Annotated in this window: 15 protein-coding genes; 11 read left to right on the top strand and 4 right to left on the bottom strand. The window is 38.6% G+C overall.

What is annotated here, in order from left to right:
- Nucleotides 1-30: 30 nt before the first annotated feature.
- On the bottom strand, nt 31-1,416 hold the full coding sequence (gene bcaP / locus ACLIJJ_RS19745) for a branched-chain amino acid transporter BcaP (RefSeq protein WP_341078411.1): 1,386 nt from the start codon (nt 1,414-1,416) through the stop codon (nt 31-33).
- 397 nt (nt 1,417-1,813) lie between these two features.
- On the opposite strand from bcaP, the gene ACLIJJ_RS19750 reads away from it, so the two are divergent.
- A complete protein-coding gene (locus tag ACLIJJ_RS19750; RefSeq protein ID WP_233316530.1) occupies nt 1,814-2,821 on the top strand; it encodes an AI-2E family transporter in 1,008 nt (335 codons plus the stop codon).
- Nucleotides 2,822-2,861: 40 nt separating this feature from the next.
- Here the strand turns inward: ACLIJJ_RS19750 and ACLIJJ_RS19755 are convergent, their stop codons facing one another.
- Together ACLIJJ_RS19755 and ACLIJJ_RS19760 are read right to left on the bottom strand one after the other, a co-directional pair.
- The gene (locus tag ACLIJJ_RS19755; protein ID WP_411411501.1) at nt 2,862-3,089 is read right to left on the bottom strand and encodes a Spo0E family sporulation regulatory protein-aspartic acid phosphatase; all 228 of its coding nucleotides are present in this window, start codon (nt 3,087-3,089) and stop codon (nt 2,862-2,864) included.
- Nucleotides 3,090-3,214: 125 nt separating this feature from the next.
- Nucleotides 3,215-4,051: an undecaprenyl-diphosphate phosphatase gene (locus ACLIJJ_RS19760; RefSeq protein ID WP_233316528.1), complete on the bottom strand. Its 837-nt coding sequence runs from the start codon at nt 4,049-4,051 to the stop codon at nt 3,215-3,217.
- Between the two features lie 251 nt (nt 4,052-4,302).
- Here ACLIJJ_RS19760 and ACLIJJ_RS19765 point away from each other — a divergent pair, with 251 nt between their 5' ends.
- The 9 genes from ACLIJJ_RS19765 (at nt 4,303) to ACLIJJ_RS19805 (ending at nt 15,724) form a co-directional block, all read left to right on the top strand.
- Complete coding sequence (locus ACLIJJ_RS19765; protein WP_411411502.1) at nt 4,303-5,274, top strand: carbohydrate kinase family protein; 972 nt, start codon at nt 4,303-4,305, stop codon at nt 5,272-5,274.
- Between the two features lie 111 nt (nt 5,275-5,385).
- Complete coding sequence (locus tag ACLIJJ_RS19770) at nt 5,386-6,333, top strand: phosphoglycerate dehydrogenase (RefSeq protein WP_411411503.1); 948 nt, start codon at nt 5,386-5,388, stop codon at nt 6,331-6,333.
- Nucleotides 6,334-6,447: 114 nt separating this feature from the next.
- Nucleotides 6,448-8,535 (top strand): methyl-accepting chemotaxis protein, encoded by a 2,088-nt coding sequence (locus ACLIJJ_RS19775; protein WP_341078401.1) that lies wholly within the window; start codon nt 6,448-6,450, stop codon nt 8,533-8,535.
- 318 nt (nt 8,536-8,853) lie between these two features.
- The gene (locus ACLIJJ_RS19780; RefSeq protein WP_237941856.1) at nt 8,854-10,578 is read left to right on the top strand and encodes an ABC transporter ATP-binding protein; all 1,725 of its coding nucleotides are present in this window, start codon (nt 8,854-8,856) and stop codon (nt 10,576-10,578) included.
- Nucleotides 10,575-12,437 carry an ABC transporter ATP-binding protein gene (locus ACLIJJ_RS19785; RefSeq protein WP_411411504.1) on the top strand — a complete coding sequence of 621 codons (1,863 nt, stop codon included), beginning with the start codon at nt 10,575-10,577 and terminating at the stop codon, nt 12,435-12,437. Before ACLIJJ_RS19780 ends, ACLIJJ_RS19785 begins: the two co-directional genes overlap by 4 nt.
- 255 nt (nt 12,438-12,692) lie before the next feature.
- Nucleotides 12,693-13,238, top strand: a complete 546-nt coding sequence (locus ACLIJJ_RS19790) for a hypothetical protein (protein ID WP_233316523.1) — start codon at nt 12,693-12,695, stop codon at nt 13,236-13,238.
- Between the two features lie 208 nt (nt 13,239-13,446).
- On the top strand, nt 13,447-14,259 hold the full coding sequence (locus ACLIJJ_RS19795) for an amino acid ABC transporter substrate-binding protein (RefSeq protein WP_233316522.1): 813 nt from the start codon (nt 13,447-13,449) through the stop codon (nt 14,257-14,259).
- Nucleotides 14,246-14,956 (top strand): amino acid ABC transporter permease, encoded by a 711-nt coding sequence (locus tag ACLIJJ_RS19800; protein WP_233316521.1) that lies wholly within the window; start codon nt 14,246-14,248, stop codon nt 14,954-14,956. The genes ACLIJJ_RS19795 and ACLIJJ_RS19800 overlap by 14 nt, the downstream gene beginning before the upstream one ends.
- Nucleotides 14,957-14,989: 33 nt before the next feature.
- On the top strand, nt 14,990-15,724 hold the full coding sequence (locus ACLIJJ_RS19805) for an amino acid ABC transporter ATP-binding protein (protein WP_233316520.1): 735 nt from the start codon (nt 14,990-14,992) through the stop codon (nt 15,722-15,724).
- A 135-nt stretch (nt 15,725-15,859) separates the two neighbouring features.
- On the opposite strand, the gene ACLIJJ_RS19810 is transcribed toward ACLIJJ_RS19805, so the two are convergent.
- On the bottom strand, nt 15,860-16,048 hold the full coding sequence (locus tag ACLIJJ_RS19810; protein ID WP_233316519.1) for a hypothetical protein: 189 nt from the start codon (nt 16,046-16,048) through the stop codon (nt 15,860-15,862).
- A gap of 443 nt (nt 16,049-16,491) precedes the next feature.
- On the opposite strand from ACLIJJ_RS19810, the gene ACLIJJ_RS19815 reads away from it, so the two are divergent.
- On the top strand, nt 16,492-17,772 hold the full coding sequence (locus tag ACLIJJ_RS19815; RefSeq protein ID WP_233316518.1) for a methyl-accepting chemotaxis protein: 1,281 nt from the start codon (nt 16,492-16,494) through the stop codon (nt 17,770-17,772).
- Nucleotides 17,773-17,915: the final 143 nt, after the last annotated feature.

Consider the following 17,915-nt stretch of genomic DNA (forward strand, 5'->3'; position numbering starts at 1 on the left):
ACGGGAATCATCTGATTCCCGTTTTTTTTATTAGGATGATGCTTTATTTGCGTTAAGCTTGCTGTTTCTGTAGCCGTATCCGATATAGATAACTAGTCCGATTGTCAGCCATACAGCAAATCCTTTCCATGTAAATGAGCTTAGCTGAAGCATAAGGTATACACAGAAAACAATGGCCAAGCCTGGGATAAGCGGAACAAACGGTGTTCTAAAGCCTCTCTTTAAATCAGGCTGTTTGACTCTCAATACGATGACTCCTAGTGAAACTGCTGAAAATGCGAATAATGTACCGATATTTGTAAGCTCTGCTAGCTGGTTAAGTGGGACAAGCCCTGCGAAAATAGCAACTAAAGCAGAAGTGACCCATGTGCTGACAATTGGCACTTGGCTCTTTGGGCTGACTTTTTGCAAAGGTTTCGGTAATAGACCGTCTTTGCTGATTGCATAGAACAAACGAGTTTGCCCAAACATCATTACCATTAAAACGGTTGTAATACCAATGATGGCACCTAGTGAAATGAGACCGGCAGCCCAGTTTTGATTTATAAAAGCCAATGCGAATGCTACTGGATCTTTAACGTCAAGCTGTGCGAAAGGCACAATTCCAGTCAAAATAAGGGATACAATAATATATAGAACTGTACAGATAGCTAATGCAGATATGATTCCGATCGGCAAGTTCCGCTGCGGATTCTTTACTTCTTCAGCTGCTGTGGAAACTGCGTCAAAACCGAAGTATGCAAACACAACAACTGCTGCACCTGTGGCGACACCTTGGAAACCGAATGGCATAAACGGTGCCCAGTTATCTGGTTTTACGTACCAAACCCCAACTGCGATAAATAATAGAACAACAGCAATCTTGATGACAACCATCACGATGTTCAGCTTCGATGATTCTTTAATCCCTCTCGTTAATACGAGTGTAATAATAAATACGATTACTATGGCAGGGATATCAATATACGTGCCTGCTGCAGGATTATAAGCACTTGTCATGAAGGTCGGCAAATGGATGCCAAATCCTGCAAGCAAGCCTTGGAAATATCCGGACCATCCGCTTGCAACCGCAGCCGATGCGAGTCCGTATTCTAGCACTAAGTCCCAGCCGAGTATCCATGCGATAACCTCTCCAAAAGCTACATAACTATATGTGTATGCACTGCCTGATTCTGGTATCATCGATGCAAACTCAGAGTAGCACAAAGCTGCGAATGTACATGCAAGCCCAGCGATAATAAATGAAAGTATAAGTGCAGGTCCGGCATACTTTGCTGCTGCTACACCTGTCAGAACAAATATCCCTGTTCCAACAATTGCGCCGACACCTAGCATGGTTAAGTCAAATGCGCCAAGTACACGATTTAACGAAGTAGCTGAGCTAGTGGAAACAGCTTTTTTACGAAAAATGTTCATAAGAACCTCCTGATGTCGAAATAGATCGAAAATTATCTAAAGTTGAAACTTTTGTCCAGTTTACTAGGATTTTAATAAACTGTAAAGAAGAAATTTTCAAAAAAATATAAACATTATTGCTTGAAAATGCTGAGTTTGACAGCTTTGTGAAAAAACAACCACTATTTACCAAACAGTAGGAGAAAAGGACAAGTGTTGAAAGGGGGTTGTCCTGATGAATGATTCGAATTTCCTTCCATCCTTAATAAATTACACTTGTTATTTTGTGCAACTAAATTGATAATAAGATATAGGAAAGTTTTTAAAGTTAAAAAATTTTTGGATAACGCTGGAAGAAATTTCATGTTTGAAGTGATTAACTTGAATCGCTTATTTTATTGGTGTCAGGAGTCTTTTTATGGGTGAGTACAAAAATATCTTTGCTAACAAGGATATAAAGAGATTCTTTATTCTTGTTTTGTTTGCTGTCATCCTCTATGCAGTGAGCAGTATGATTAACTTAATATTATTTACGTTCATCTTTGCTTTTTTGATGGATCGATTTGTCGAGTTATTTTCCAAAAGACTTCCTATAAAGCGGAGCATTATTGCCATCGCATTATATATCATTGTCATAGGTGCGCTAGTGTACGGAATTTCCGCCTATTTGCCAGTCTTTATTGAAGAAATTAAACAATTGGTGCGCAATATAATCCGTTTTTACATGAGACCGAATGATAATCCGGTTATCAACTACATGATAGAGACAATTAGCCGTTATCAGGTCCTTAATTATTTAGAGCAGGGCTTTTCCTTCGTTCTCGGTTATTTTACGAATATCGGTAAACTTGGTCTGCAGCTGTTTTTGGCTATTATTTTAAGCTTGTTTTACTTATTGGAGAAAGACCGGCTCAAGCAGTTTTCTCATAAGTTCAATGAAAGCAAGATTGCTCCGATTTATCGTGAATTGAGTTATTTTGGGAGTAAATTTGCTGGAACCTTTGGCAAGGTAATTGAGGCACAATTCATTATTGCTTTAGTAAACTGTGGCTTGACGACGATTTCCTTATACTTTCTAGGTTTCCCACAGCTGTTTGGCATTGCCATGATGATCTTCATATTAGGGCTTATTCCTGTTGCGGGCGTCATTATTTCGTTGATTCCATTATGTATCATTGCGTTTTCGATAGGCGGTATTGCGAAGGTAGTAACAGTCATTATTATTGTAATGGTAGTGCATGCAATTGAAGCATATATACTTAATCCGAAGCTTATGTCCTCAAAAACTGACTTACCTGTATTTTTTACCTTTATTGTCCTGATTTTTTCAGAGCATTTCTTTGGGGTATGGGGACTGATTGTAGGTATCCCAATTTTTATTTTCTTATTGGATATTTTAGAGGTTAAGGATAAAAATAGGATTTAATATAAGGACAGGTGCATTTATTGCACTTGTTTTTTTGTAGTTAATCTTTCTTTTTTTTGCAAATTCGTTGGTACTTAACTAGATAGGAATCAAGCAGCTGGCTTGTCCTGATTGTATTTGGACTTGAAAAGCCTTCGCTTGAAGCAATTTGGACCAACTCATCCCTTAAATGGTCTATCATTCGCAGCAATTCCTTGATGTCTTCCGTTTCCTTCGAAATGTTTGGCATTTTTGGCAGGCTCCTTGGATTTGAACTTACTTTTTGCATGTTAACAAAATAAGGGAGAAATAAAAAGTATTTTCCTGCCAGTATTCCATAAAATGAAGGAAATTAGTTCTTTTATACTGATTGGTTTTTATATGAAAAAAGAGAAAGCTTAAAAGCTTTCTCTTTTAGAAGAATACAAGAATGATGATAACCGCTATAAGGATGCGGTAAATGGCAAATGGCACCAATTTAACTCTGTTTATTAATTTTAAGAAGAATCTAATGGAAATCAATGCGAATATAAATGCGCTGATAAAGCCTGCGATGAAAAACGGCAGAACATCTCCAGTTATGTATTCCCAGTTCTTCAATAGTGATAAAAAGCTTGCTCCTGCCATGATTGGAACTGCCATGATGAAGGTGAAGTCTGCTGCAGCGCGGTGGCTTAAGCCCATCAGCACTCCCCCTGATATAGTAGATCCAGAGCGGGAAAAACCAGGCCATAAAGCGATACACTGGAACAAGCCGATGAAGAATGCCTGTTTATTAGTGATTTGATCGACAGTTTCTGCTGTGATTTTTTTCTTTTTTTGTACATAATCAGCAATAATCATTAAAACAGCTCCAGCAATCAATGCGTAAACGACTGTGCGAATGCCAAAGAGCTTCGAATCGATATAGTCTTCAAAAAGGAAGCCAAGAACTGCAGCAGGCAGTAAACCGATAATAATTTGTACAAGACTTAATTTAGGTCCTTCGATTTTTTTGCCGTTAATATCTTTTTTCAGGCCAAGTAAATTCATAAAACGACCCCAGAAAAGAATGACAACAGCTAAAATAGACCCTAATTGAATAACCACCTTGAAAGTATTGGCAACCTGAGGGTTAAACAATTCTCCAGATTTAAGCAGCAAATCATCCACGATGATCATATGACCTGTTGAGGAAACAGGTGCAAATTCTGTTAGTCCTTCCACAATCCCTAAGATGATGGCGACAACTATTTCCCATAAAACGTCCAAACTATCCACTCCTAATGCTTTATATGTAATTAATAATCTATTGATTTTATGCGCATGTCCTATCTATCATAACAAATTTATTTGAAAAGAAAAACTCCCATTTCTATAGGCATCTACCCTCTTTTCCATAAGCCATAGGAACTAAACTAAGTCCACCAATATATTAACGGGAAAAAAACCAAAAGGGTTTCACATTATTTGGTTTTTACAATAAAATAGGAGAATATGAACAGATAGAGAGGAATAAGAAGATGAGAATAGTACATCAAGGGGCAATTGCTATCGGTGATGCTTTTATAGATTATTTGTCTATTAATGAGAACAATGACAATTATGAAAAGCGGCTTGGAGGAGCTTCTGTGAACCTGGCAGTCCATTTAAGCAGATTCGGTATTCCAAGCTTTTATGTGACAAAGCTCGGAAATGAACAAGATAGCCAGTTTGTACAGGAACAATTGGCTAAGGAAAATATTAAGCTTGATTATAGTGTGCTGTCGAAAGGAAAGCTGCTTCCAAGTGTCTACATTCATTTAGATCAAAATGGGGACAGGCATTTCCACTCCTATGAAAATAAGACACCTGATGATGTCCTGTCAGTTGATGATATTAAAGAGGAAGCCTTCTTGAATAAATTGCTGTTCTATTTTGGCTCGGGAACCTTATTTCATGAAGCGGCAAAGGAGGCAACAGTAAAAGCAATTATGACAGCAAAAAACAATGGTGTTTACATTAGCTTTGATGCCAATATCCGCTTGAAAAGATGGGAGAGCGAAGAGCATTGCCGAAGCACTATTCTATCTTTACTGCCGATTGCTGACATTGTTAAGTTTTCAGAGGAAGAGCTTCTTTTCTTACTAGAGGAAGAAAGTCTTGATGCGGCATTGAGTAGAGTAAAAGAAATGAATATTCCCCTTTTATTTGTGACAGCAGGAAAAGCCGGGTCATATGCTGTTTTTCAAGGGCAAGTGCAGCATGTTAAGAGCAAAGCAGTACAGGCAGTTGATACGACAGGGGCAGGAGATGCCTTTATGGGGGCAGTGTTATACAGTATTTATACAGATGGTTTTCCTGCCAACATTCAAAAGGCTGCTGAATATGCCTGCAATGGGAACATAATGGGTGCATTAATTGCCAAGGAACCAGGAGCATTGCCTAACATTGGAGGCTACAGCAATATTGCCGAAAAATTTTTTACTAATCCTCATAAAAACCAGCTCTTCTAATAAAGAGCTGGTTTTTTATGTTAGAAATTATTCCATTGAATGTGAAATTAGTTAGAAGATTTTGTATAATACAACTATTATGTGAGCAGTTATTTAATGGGGGGAAGAATCATGACAAATATTTTACTGTCTTTAAGTGAGGGTTTTACGAAAGAGAAGCGAAAGCTCGAGGAGGAATTAGGCAAGCTTGGTGTTTCGGTAACAAGTATTACAACAAAAAAGGAAAGTATAACAGATTACCTGCATGATGCAGAAATTATTGTGACTGGGGTAGAGCGGATTGATCGAGACACGATAGCAAATGCTCCAAATCTCAAATATATTTCCAAGTTTGGGACTGGTGTTGATAATATTGACTTGGCTGCTGCATCAGAACGAGACATTATGGTTACAAATACTCCCGGCCAAAATGCATCTTCTGTTGCAGACCTTGCAATAGGTTTGATGCTGTCTGTTTCAAGGAATTTAACAAAATCAAATGAAATAGTTAAAAACGGCAATTGGCTGCTGCATATGGGCAATGAAATTGAAGGAAAGCGGCTTGGAATCATTGGATTTGGAGAAATTGGCAAAAAAGTTGCCAAGCGGGCAACAGGTTTCGATATGGATATAGTCACATTTGCAAATTACCAAGATGAAAAAGAAGCACAAAGGCTTGGTGTGCAATTTGTCAGTCTGGAAGAACTGCTAGCCACATCTGATTATGTAGTAATCAGCACTAGTCTAAAAAAATCAACTTATCATTTAATAAATGAAACGAGACTTTCCTTAATGAAAAGCTCTGCTTATTTAATCAATATTGCTAGAGGAGATTTAATCGATGAAAAGGCGCTTATCGCCTGTTTAAAAGCTAACAAGATAAAAGGAGCTGCATTAGATGTTTTTAGCAAGGAACCGCCTGTGCTTGAATTAGTTGAGCTTGATAATGTTATCTGTTCTAGTCATATAGGCGGGGCTACAGAGGAATGTTCAGCGAGAATAGGAGATATGGTGCTAGGAAATATTAAAAGCTACTTACGAAAAGGAGAAATACAACATAAAGTGACAATAAACGACTAAAAAGAATATTTTTTATAAATAATTTATTCAGAAAAATTTAGTTTTTTGCTATAATGAATAGGTAATTTGATTTATATGAATATTTTCATAAATAGCCCAAAAGGAGTAGTATTCATGAAAAGCAAAAAGTCTAAATTTTTCAAAAAGAAAGAAGGTGGCACTAAAGTAACAGCTAGCATACGAAACTGGAAAAAAGGAATTAATACTGTGTTTGCAAGACTGGGGAAAAATAGAAAGACAAAGACTAAGTTCGTATCTATACGAAAAAAGCTTATATTCTCCTTTCTCACTATTCTCCTAGTTCCCAGCTTAATTATTTCCATTGTTTCCTATGTAATAGCAAAAGATAAAATTGAACAAAATCTAATTGTTTCCTCACATGAAAGTGTCAAGTTTATTCATAATGAAATTGCATCTATAACAACTAAGAAAGAGCAGGATGCAACCTTTATGGCGAATGCAATTGATGATTCAATGCTCGACGGAGACAGAAATGAAATAAGAAGAATATTCACCCAATACTTAGGACAGAACCAAGATGTTCTTAATGTTTACTATGTTAGGGAAGATGGCGAGGTATACATAAATGCAAATCAGGAAGTGCCAGATGGAATAGATTTTCTCGATCAAACCTGGTATAAGGAAGCTGTTAATTCAGACGGGAATGTTGTGATGCTCCAGCCGAGGGAGGATGAGCGAACAGGGAATTCGATTGTTACGTTCTCTAAGGTCACGTATGACAAAAAAGGTGCCATTGCAATCGATTTAAAGATCAGTTCTTTAAAGGATATGATCAGAGGCTCGAAAATCGGTGAACAAGGATATATGCTGCTCCTGGATGCACAAGGAAACTATATTTATCATCCTAATTCAAATACTGGTGCAAAGGATAATTCACAGTGGATTCAGGAAATGTATAAAGAGAAGGAAGGCGAAGTGGCCTTTACTGACGAACAGCAGGAGAGGTTAGCAATTTATGAGTCTGATGAAAAAACAGGCTGGAAGATTGCTGGCGTTATGGATCAATCGGAGATAGGAAAGGCGTCTTCGACTATTTTTTCAACAACAACGATTGTGCTGATTGCGGCAATTATAATTGGCGGCGCACTTATTTTCTATATTATCCGCTCTATTATTATGCCATTGAAGCTGTTGGCTAAAAGTGCAGAACGAATTTCCGCCGGTGATTTAACAGAAGATATTTCGATTAAAGCAAAGGACGAAATTGGTTTGCTTGCCAAAGGCTTTACAAGCATGCAGAGTCACTTGCGAGATGTTGTTACAAGTCTGAATCATTCGATGGAGCAGGTGACTGCCTCTTCTGAACAATTGGTGGCAAGTGCTGGTCAAACGACAGCTGCTTCTAATCAGGTGACTACATCTGTGCAGCAAATTGCTCATGATGCAGAGAACATTACGACAAGTATTGGGCAAAACTCTACTTCGTTAGAGGAAGTTCTTCAAGATGTAATGAAGATTGCAGATAAATCAACTGCTGTCGCAGCTCTTTCCAAGGATGCACATCATTTGGCTGAAGAAGGCGGAGCATTTGTTGAGAAAAACTTGAAACAAATGCAGTTTATTCACCAGTCTATTAAGCAATCAAATAAAGTGATTGAGGAATTAAATAACCGCTCCAAGGAAATCGGCAAAATCATTCAAGTTATTGGCTCCATTGCTGATCAAACTAATTTACTGGCTTTAAATGCGGCCATTGAATCAGCAAGAGCCGGAGAGCACGGCAAAGGTTTCTCCGTTGTTGCCAATGAAGTTCGCAAGCTTGCAGAACAATCGCAGGAGTCTGCTAAGCTTATTTCTGCCCTTATTGCTGACATTCAAAAAGATACAGATCAATCGGTTGTCATCATGGGAGAAGTATCAAAAAATGCTGAAGCAGGTTTATCCATCTCAGAAGCTACATCTGACAAGTTTGCCCAAATTATACAAAGCACAAAAGAAATGGGTCCGGAAATGGAAGACGTATCTGGGGCTGCACAGCAAATGTCTGCAGGCCTACAAGAGGTTTCCTCCTCAGCCAATGATATTGCCACAATTGCACTTGGCAATGCAGCAGGTGCCCAAGAGGTGGCAGCCGCTTCAGAAGAGCAGCTTGCCAGCATGGAAGAAATTAATTCCTCTGCTAAAGCTTTGACAAAAATGGCAGAAGAGCTGCTTGTTATTGTTAATAAATTTAAAGTGTAAGACAAAAACCCGCCGGCAAAGCGGGTTTTTTTGTGCAAGATTGCTGTTCTTCTATATTAATTGACATCAAAAATACCCTTTCCTATAATTAGTTAGCCTGCCTAATGAAAGGAAGAATTGTCGCTTTGTTTATAAATAGGAACAGACAGGTTGAAAGGTTTTCTTTATAAGATAAAGGAAATGATAGTACAAAGTAAATGTATGAAAAGAGCAAGAGATATAGCAGTTAATAATAAGTTTATTGAGTTGCTAAATGAGGTATACAGTGAAGCTGTCGAGAGATTATAGCAACAATGAAGGAAGATTGGAGGGAAATGGATGAAGAAGCTGCTGCTAGGATTAAAACCGTATAAGATAGGGGTTGCGATCGTACTGTTATTAACACTGTTCAGAGTACTGGCAGAACTGTTTTTGCCGACAATTATGGCTGATATAGTCGATAATGGAATTGTAAAGGACAACCGCCCTCTAATGCTGCAACTAGGTGGATTGATGATTGCAGTCGCTGCCTTTGGCACGGTATGTGCTTGTTTTTCAAGCTATTACTCCTCTAAAGTTGGATCATCTTTTGCAAAGGACTTAAGAAGAAAGATGTTTTATAAGGTAGAGAGCTTCGGAATAGAGGAAGCAAATCAAGTAGGAATTTCCTCGCTAATCAACAGAACAACAAACGACGTAAGTCAAGTGCAGCAAGTAACAATGATGATATTAAGAATGGTTGTGTTAGCGCCAATGATGTGTATCGGCGGGATTGTAATGGCAATATCAAAAAATGCGAAGCTGTCCTTGATATTCCTAGTGGCCATCCCGGTACTCGCACTTACTATCTATCTTGTTATAAAAAAGGGCATCCCATTATTTAAGGTGATGCAAAACAAGCTTGATAACCTTAATGGTGTGCTTCGAGAAAATTTGACTGGTGTTCGTGTAATTCGCTCCTTTAATAAAGAGGAGTTTGAACAGAAACGTTTTCGTCATGCTAACGAAGATTTGACCACTACTGCTTTAAAGGTCAATAAAATTATGGCGATTACCATGCCGATTATGATGATTGTTCTTAATTTATCTACAGTTGCTATTATTTGGTTCGGTTCTATTCAGGTAGACCAAGGAAATATGCAGGTCGGTGACATCATGGCGTTTGTCCAATATGGAATGCAAATTATGTTTTCTCTTATGATGGTCAGCATGATATTTGTAATGATGCCTCGTGCTTCTGCTTCTGCAGAGCGTATCAATGAGGTACTTGAAATTTCGCCAGTAATGAAGGATAACGAAACAAACAGTCAAATGCTACGCAGAGGAGATGTAGAATTTCGGAATGTGAGTTTCTCTTATCCCTTGGCAGAAAAGCCAGTGCTTGAGCATCTTTCGTTTCAAATGAGACCTGGAACGACAACTGCCATTATTGGCGGGACAGGCTCAGGGAAATCCACAATCCTTCATTTAATAGCAAGATTTTACGATGTGAATAAAGGTGAAATACTTGTAGATGGAATGAATATAAAGGAGTATGCTCAAGGCGATCTGCGCCAGCTAATCGGTTATGTGCCGCAAAAAGCTGTCCTTTTTACAGGGACAATTGCCGATAATATCCGATTTGGAAAGGAAGATGCTACAGAGGCAGAAATACGGAAAGCTTTGGAGATTTCCCAATCGAAGGAGTTTGTCGATGAGCTGGAGAAGGGCATCTATTCAGAACTTTCACAAGGAGGCGCAAATCTTTCAGGCGGACAAAAGCAGCGTCTGTCCATTGCGAGAGCACTTGTAAGAAAGCCGCGCATTTACTTGTTTGATGACAGCTTTTCCGCCCTTGATTATCGAACAGATGCTAATTTAAGAAAAGCGTTGAATAAGGAAATTACGGATGCAAATGTTGTAATCGTTGCACAAAGGGTCAGCACCATTAAAGATGCAGATACTATTATCGTCTTAGACGAAGGAAAGATTGCAGGGATTGGCACACATGAGCAATTACTGGCAAGCTGCAGTGTGTATCAAGAAATCGTGAAGTCACAAGGTGTAGTGGAGGAGACAGTATGAGTGGACATAATAATCAAAGCAAGCATCCTTCACCTATTCCCTCAAGAGGACATGGTGGCCCAAGAATGCCTGTTCAAAAAGCTAAGGATGCAAAAGGGACGCTAAAACGGCTTGCTCGTTATCTTGGTACCTATAAAATCCAGCTTTTATTTGTGATTGCCGCTGCGATCCTAAGCACTGTTTTTTCCATTTTCAGCCCGAAAATATTAGCTGAAGCAATTGATACGCTTTTTAATGGGCTGATGAATAAAATGAACGGTGTGCCAGGGGCAGAAATAGATTTTGCTGCAATCGGACAGGTCCTTGTCTGGCTTATTCTTTTATATATTATAAGTGCGTTGTTTATGTATATACAGCAGATCATTATGGTTAATATTTCGCAAAAGACAATCTTCCAGCTTCGCCAAGAGGTGCACGAAAAGCTGGAAAGACTTCCGCTTAAATATTTTGACAGAACACCACATGGTGAAACATTGAGCCGAGCCATTAATGATATTGATAATATTAATAATACGCTGCAGCAAAGTGTCACTCAATTGATTACATCTGTCATTACATTTGTCGGTGTTATTATTATGATGCTTACGATTAGTCCTGTTCTTGCCATTGTATGCTTTTTAACTATTCCCTTAAGCATACTAGCGACAGTAAAAATCGCTAAGCGCTCACAAGTGCAATTTCGGAGCCAGCAAGCAACACTCGGTGCGTTAAATGGGCATATCGAGGAGATGTTTACCGGGCATCAGATTGTTAAGGCATTCGGCCATGAGGAAAAAGCGATGGAGGAATTCGACAGCATTAATGACAGGCTGTATGAATCCAGCTGGAGATCTCAGTTTATTTCTGGGCTTATTATGCCATTGATGCAATTCATCAATAATTTAGGCTATGTATTTGTTGTTGTTATCGGGGCGATTTTTGTTTCGGCAGGCAGAATTACTGTCGGGGACGTGCAAGCATTTATTCAATATGCAAGACAATTTTCACAGCCGATTCAGCAGCTTTCTAATATTTCAAATATCATTCAATCGACGATTGCTTCTGCTGAGAGGGTGTTTGAGCTGCTCGATGAAGAAGAGGAGCCGAAAGATACCAGCAGAGTGAAGGATATAGAGCAGCCGCAGGGCGCAGTAGACTTCGATGCAGTTTACTTCAGCTATAAAGAAGATGAGGAGCTTATTAAAGATTTAACGATTCAAATTAAACCGGGTCAGAAAGTGGCAATTGTTGGTCCGACAGGTGCTGGAAAAACTACATTGATTAACTTGCTGATGAGATTTTATGATATTGACAGCGGGGTTATTAAGATTGATGGTGTTGATATCTCAACAATGGATCGAGGAGCTTTACGAAGTATGTTTGGCATGGTTTTGCAAGACACATGGCTGTTTAAAGGGACGATTCGCGACAATATAGCGTATGGTAAGCAAGGTGCGACAGATGAGGAAATAACAAGAGCTGCAATGCTTGCAAATGCCGAGCATTTCATCCGCACATTGCCTGAAGGCTATGACACAGTCATTAATGAAGATGGTTCGAATATTTCCGGGGGACAAAAGCAGCTGCTTACAATTGCAAGGGCACTGCTGGCAAACCCAAGCCTGCTGATTCTAGATGAGGCAACGAGCAGTGTTGACACTCGAACGGAAGCACAAATTCAAGAGGCAATGGCAGAGCTGATGAAAAATCGAACCAGCTTCGTCATTGCACACAGGCTTTCAACAATTAAGGATGCAGACATCATCCTTGTCATGAAACACGGGCAAGTGATTGAACAGGGCAATCATGAAGAATTACTTCAGCAAAAAGGTTTTTATGCAGATTTGTATTACAGTCAATTTTCAGAAGCGACTGCTTAATGTCAGCAAGAAAAAGAGCGGAGAACTGTCCGCTCTTTTTTTGTGTTAATCCCACTCTAAGACTTTAGTCCGAGCAAAGATAATACTAAAGATTGTTCACCAAAAAGCTGTTAGTATATATGATAAAGATAGGAAAATGCTTCATTTAATGGATATATTCCTATTGATATAAATGAACCATTTTTTCAATAAATGGAAACTTTTTGCATATGTTAGTCGTTATACAATAAAACGGTTTTTTGGTGGAGGTAAAGAATGGATGAGCATATTGTTTATTTAATACTAAGTGATACTGGCACCTTGTTTACACGGTGCATTAAGCTTTTTACAAAAAAACCGCATAACCATGCCTCTATTTCTTTTGACTCCCAGTTGATTGAGGTTTACAGCTTTGGACGAAAGAAGCCGAATAATCCGTTTATAGGCGGATTTGTCAGAGAAGATATAAGGGATGACTTCTTTAGAAATGCGTGTTGCGCGATTTACAGCATTCGCGTCACAAAAGAGCAGCTTGATAAGATGAAGGAGATTATTCAGCAGATTGAAAAAGAAAAGCATTGTTACCGCTACAATTTGCTCGGTTTATTCTTTATTATGTTAAACATTCCTTTTCCGCGTAAAAACGCGTATTTTTGCTCACAGTTTGTTGCTTCCGTTCTTCATGAAAGCGGAGCTTTGTATTGGAATAAGCACCCATCATTAGTAACGCCGTATGACTTGCTTGATGATTATAAAATGGAGCATATATATGAAGGGAAACTGCAACATTATTTTCATTTGCAGCCTATCTCTTCCTTTTAAGTTATTTTCATTTTTCTTTTGCACTTATTCATATTTCCTAGCCATCAAATGATGGTTATTTTTTTGCTCTCTTTTATAAAAATGCGGTTAACAAGCAGACTTTTGGTGAAAATATAGTTGAAAGTAAATATGTTTTGACAAATAACTTCACGATATAATATGATAGCTTTTGTCTGACAAGACATATCGGAATTAGGAGGATTTTTGCATGAAGAAATTTAGTTTACTGCTATGCTTATTATTAAGTTTAACTATAGCATTGGCTGCATGTGGCAGCAATGCAGAAAAAGAAGATTCAAATGCTGACAGCAGCAGTGAGGATCTTCTTGAAAAAGTGAAAAGTGATGGAAAGCTTGTCGTTGGTACAGAAGGTACATATGCTCCGTTTACTTTTCATGATGAAAAAACAGGCGACTTAACTGGATTTGACGTGGAGATTGCCAAAGAAGTGGGCAAGCGTCTTGGTGTCGACGTAGAATTTAAAGAAACACAATGGGATGCAATCTTTGCAGGTCTTGATGCAAAACGCTTTGATATGATTGCAAACCAAGTTGGGATTAATGATGAGAGAAAAGAAAAATACCTATTCTCTGATCCATATATTTCTTCAACTGCTGTTTTAGTTACAAAGTCTGATTCAGACATTAAGAGTTTTGAGGATCTTAAAGGGAAGAAATCAGCTCAGTCCTTAACAAGCAACTATGCGAAAACAGCAGAGTCATACGGTGCTGAACTTGTCGGTATTGATGGCTTTAACCAAGCGGTTGAATTGCTAAACTCTAACCGTGTTGATGCAACAGTTAATGATAAGCTATCCTTCTTAGATTACAAAAAACAAAAGCCTGATGTAGATATCGTGATTGCTGATACAGCAGATGATGTTGCACAAAGTGGCTTAATGTTCAGAAAAGGCAGCGATTCTTTAGTAGATGAAGTCAATAAAGCACTTCAAGATATGATCGATGATGGCACATACACAAAAATATCTGAGAAATGGTTCGGGGAAGATGTTCTTAAATAATATCTTCACAGATCCGGAGCAGCTCCAACGATATACGGATATAGCAACAAGTTCCCTTCTGCCTTTGCTGAAGGGGGCCTTTTTGTATTCGTTGCCTTTAGCCATTGTGTCATTCATCATCGGTCTTATACTCGCAGTAGTAACCGCGTTAGCACGGTTATCAAGCATAAAGATTTTTCAAATTATTGCACGTATATATGTTTCCATCATTAGAGGGACGCCATTATTAGTACAGCTGTTTATCATTTTTTACGGACTTCCAAATATAAGTACTGAACACCTTACAATCGATCCGGTGCCGGCAGCAATTATCGGCTTTTCTTTGAATGTCGGGGCTTATGCGTCAGAAATTGTCCGTGCCTCCATTTCCAGCATTCCTAAAGGGCAATGGGAAGCAGGCTACTCGATTGGGATGACATATACACAAAATTTAAAAAGAGTTATCCTTCCACAAGCAGCACGAGTATCACTGCCGCCGTTATCTAATACTTTCATCAGCTTGGTGAAGGATACATCGCTTGCTGCCCTAATTCTAGTGACAGAAATGTTCCGGAAAGCACAGGAGATTGCAAGCACCAACTACGAGTTTTTATTATTGTATTCAGAAGTAGCTCTGCTTTATTGGTTGATATGTTTCCCATTATCCATCGTTCAGCAAAGGCTGGAAGATCGATTCAGCAGGCATTTACTTAAATAGGCACGCACTTTTGCGCAGAAAGGAGGATGCCATATGATTAACATTAAAGGTTTGTCCAAAAGCTTTGGAGAGCTGGAAGTTTTGAAGGATATCAACTTGGATGTTGATAAAGGGAAAGTAATTGTTGTAATCGGACCATCAGGTTCAGGGAAAACGACAATGCTTCGCTGTTTAAATTTGCTTGAAACACCTTCAGGAGGAACGATTGGCATCAGTAATAAAAGCATCGATTTTTCTCAAAAGGTTTCCAAAAGAGAAGTGACAGAGTTTCGAAAATTAACAGGCATGGTCTTTCAAGGCTATAACTTATTCCCGCATAAGACTGCATTGCAAAATGTGATGGAAGGACCTGTTATCGTCAAAAAAGAAGACAAAGAAAAAGCAAGGAAGAAAGCGGAACTGCTTCTTGCAAAAGTTGGCTTGGCTGATAAGCTTGATTTTTATCCATTTCAGCTGTCTGGAGGACAGCAGCAGCGTGTAGGCATCGCAAGAGCGCTGGCAATGGAGCCGGAAGTAATGCTCTTTGACGAGCCAACATCAGCACTTGACCCAGAGCTTGTCGGTGAGGTTTTAAAGGTAATGAAGGATCTTGCCAAAGAAGGGATGACGATGATTGTCGTCACACATGAAATGAAATTTGCCAGAGAAGCAGCAGACGAAGTCCTGTTTATGGACGGCGGTTATATTGTGGAAAAAGGAACTCCAGAGGAGTTTTTCTCTGCTCCTAAGGAAGCAAGGACGAAAAAATTTCTGCAGTTGCTGCAATAAAAAAAAAGAGGTATTCGGCTAAAAAATCCTTAGGGGGGATGATGGCCTAATACCTCTTTAACAAAAGGGGGAATTACACTTTGTAATAACATTGTGGTCCCTTTTTTTTGTTTTTATACATGAAATTAAAAAAAATTAATCTCCACGTATTTTTTGATGGATGACCTCATCTTCCAGCAGGTTGATGAAGGAAAGTACAATTCCTGCAATTAGTGCAGCGACCGTGTACACGGAGATATCTGTTGCAGCATAGAAGATCAGCGTGCTGATAAATGTCCAAAGCATGCAATATTGAACACTAGTGAGTCTTTTTAGTTTTTCCAAAGAGTAACCTCCTTACATACAGCTCCCTAAGTAAATACAATCTGTATAATATATGGCTTGACTTGTATGTTTAGAAGCGGAGACAGGACAAACCTTATAAAGGAAAAGGTAAGATGCTTGCCCTTTTTCAGCTGAAAAGGGGATAAGCCCTCACTTTTCGTCAGAAAAAGCATATCTAATAAGTATAAAGAATAGCTTGTATCATCTTTTCCGAAAGAAATACAGCGCTTTTCTTTATACCGTAACCCCATAACCTCCTCTCACTTTTGACCATTATGTGCAATGCACATAATGGTCCTTTTTTTATAGGTTATAGTATAAAAGTTTTGAATTATTTCAAAGGAAAAGCAAAAAGGATGACTGTTATACTGATTTCGTGCTATATTTACCTAAAATAATTAGGTATAATATCCTATAAAAACAAATAGTTAGGGCGGTTGTATATGAAAAAGAAAAATTTGTTTCATAGTTTACGAACAAAAATAGCTTTCATTATAGTGTTGGCTACAATAATAAGCACGCCTATTTCCATACAATTAAATGAAATGCTTAGAGAGGCAGGAATCTTTGCGCCAGAATTAGGCATGATTATTAATACAATTATTAACTTAGTATTCACTACGTTAATTGCTTCTTTCTTTACGCGGAGAATTATTATTAAGCCTATTAAAAGTTTGCTTGCTGCGACTAAGGAAATACGCCAAGGACATCTTGATAATACTCTGCAAAAAAAATCTAATGATGAAATCGGCCAGCTTACAGATGAATTTGTCTTAATGAAGGACTCTATTAAGGCAATGGTTGATAAGGTAAATGAAACAGCAGACATGGTTAATTCCTCTGCAGAAATATTGACTGCTAATGCAGTTGAAACAAGCCATGTATCGGAACAAATTTCTGCAGCGATTCAAAGTGTTGCAGTTGGATCAGAGGAACAGACAAGGGGAATGGAGAGTGTAGCAGACGCTGTCGCTGTTGTTAACAATGAAATAAGAGATATCGCAAAAAACACAGAAGCGATGGTTACATCTACTAATGAAACAGTGCAGGGGGCTAAAGAAGGACAAGCCGTTGTGGATAGCACCGTTCAGCAAATGAGTTTAATACAAAATTCAGTGAAAGAGTCGAACACAACCATTGAACTTCTGCAGGAACGTTCCCAAGAAATTGGCCAATTCTTGAAGGTCATCACAGAAATTGCTGATCAGACAAATTTGCTTGCTCTTAATGCTGCTATTGAGGCAGCAAGAGCAGGAGAAGCTGGAAAAGGCTTTGCCGTTGTTGCAGAAGAGGTCAGAAAGCTTGCAGAACAATCAAATCAGTCAGCTAAACAAATTGCTGTATTAGTTAATGAAATTCAAAAAGATACTCTCACATCTGTGAAAACAATGAGAAGAGTGACAGATGAAGTTAAAGACGGAATCAATATTACCAACAACACGAAGGAAAAATTCAATATGATTTCAAGCAGCATGGAGAATATGAGCGCACAGATGGAAAATATCCTTGATGCAGCGAAAAACATCAATGCCAGCATTGTCGAAGTCGCAGGTTCTGTCGATCAAGTTACTAGCATTGCCAAAGAAAACAGCCAAAACTCCATGAATGTATCCGCATCATCACAAGAACAGCTGGCTGCAATTGAAGAAATTACAGTGTCCACTCAATCACTTGCAAAAATTGCAGATGAATTAGTGGAAGTGACGCAAATATATCGTAAGTAACTCTCTTTATTTATTTGTTGGTGAAAAGGAGCAGTTAGTTTAATTGGGGTAACTTCTACTTCAATTAGTGAGACTGGGTCTCACACAAGCAGCGAGTGATTTCTGTTGCTCATAAGCGAGATATCTACTACTTTAAAGGTGTT

Source organism: Niallia laureatilytica (assembly GCF_046613985.1).
GTDB lineage: Bacteria > Bacillota > Bacilli > Bacillales > Cytobacillaceae > Niallia.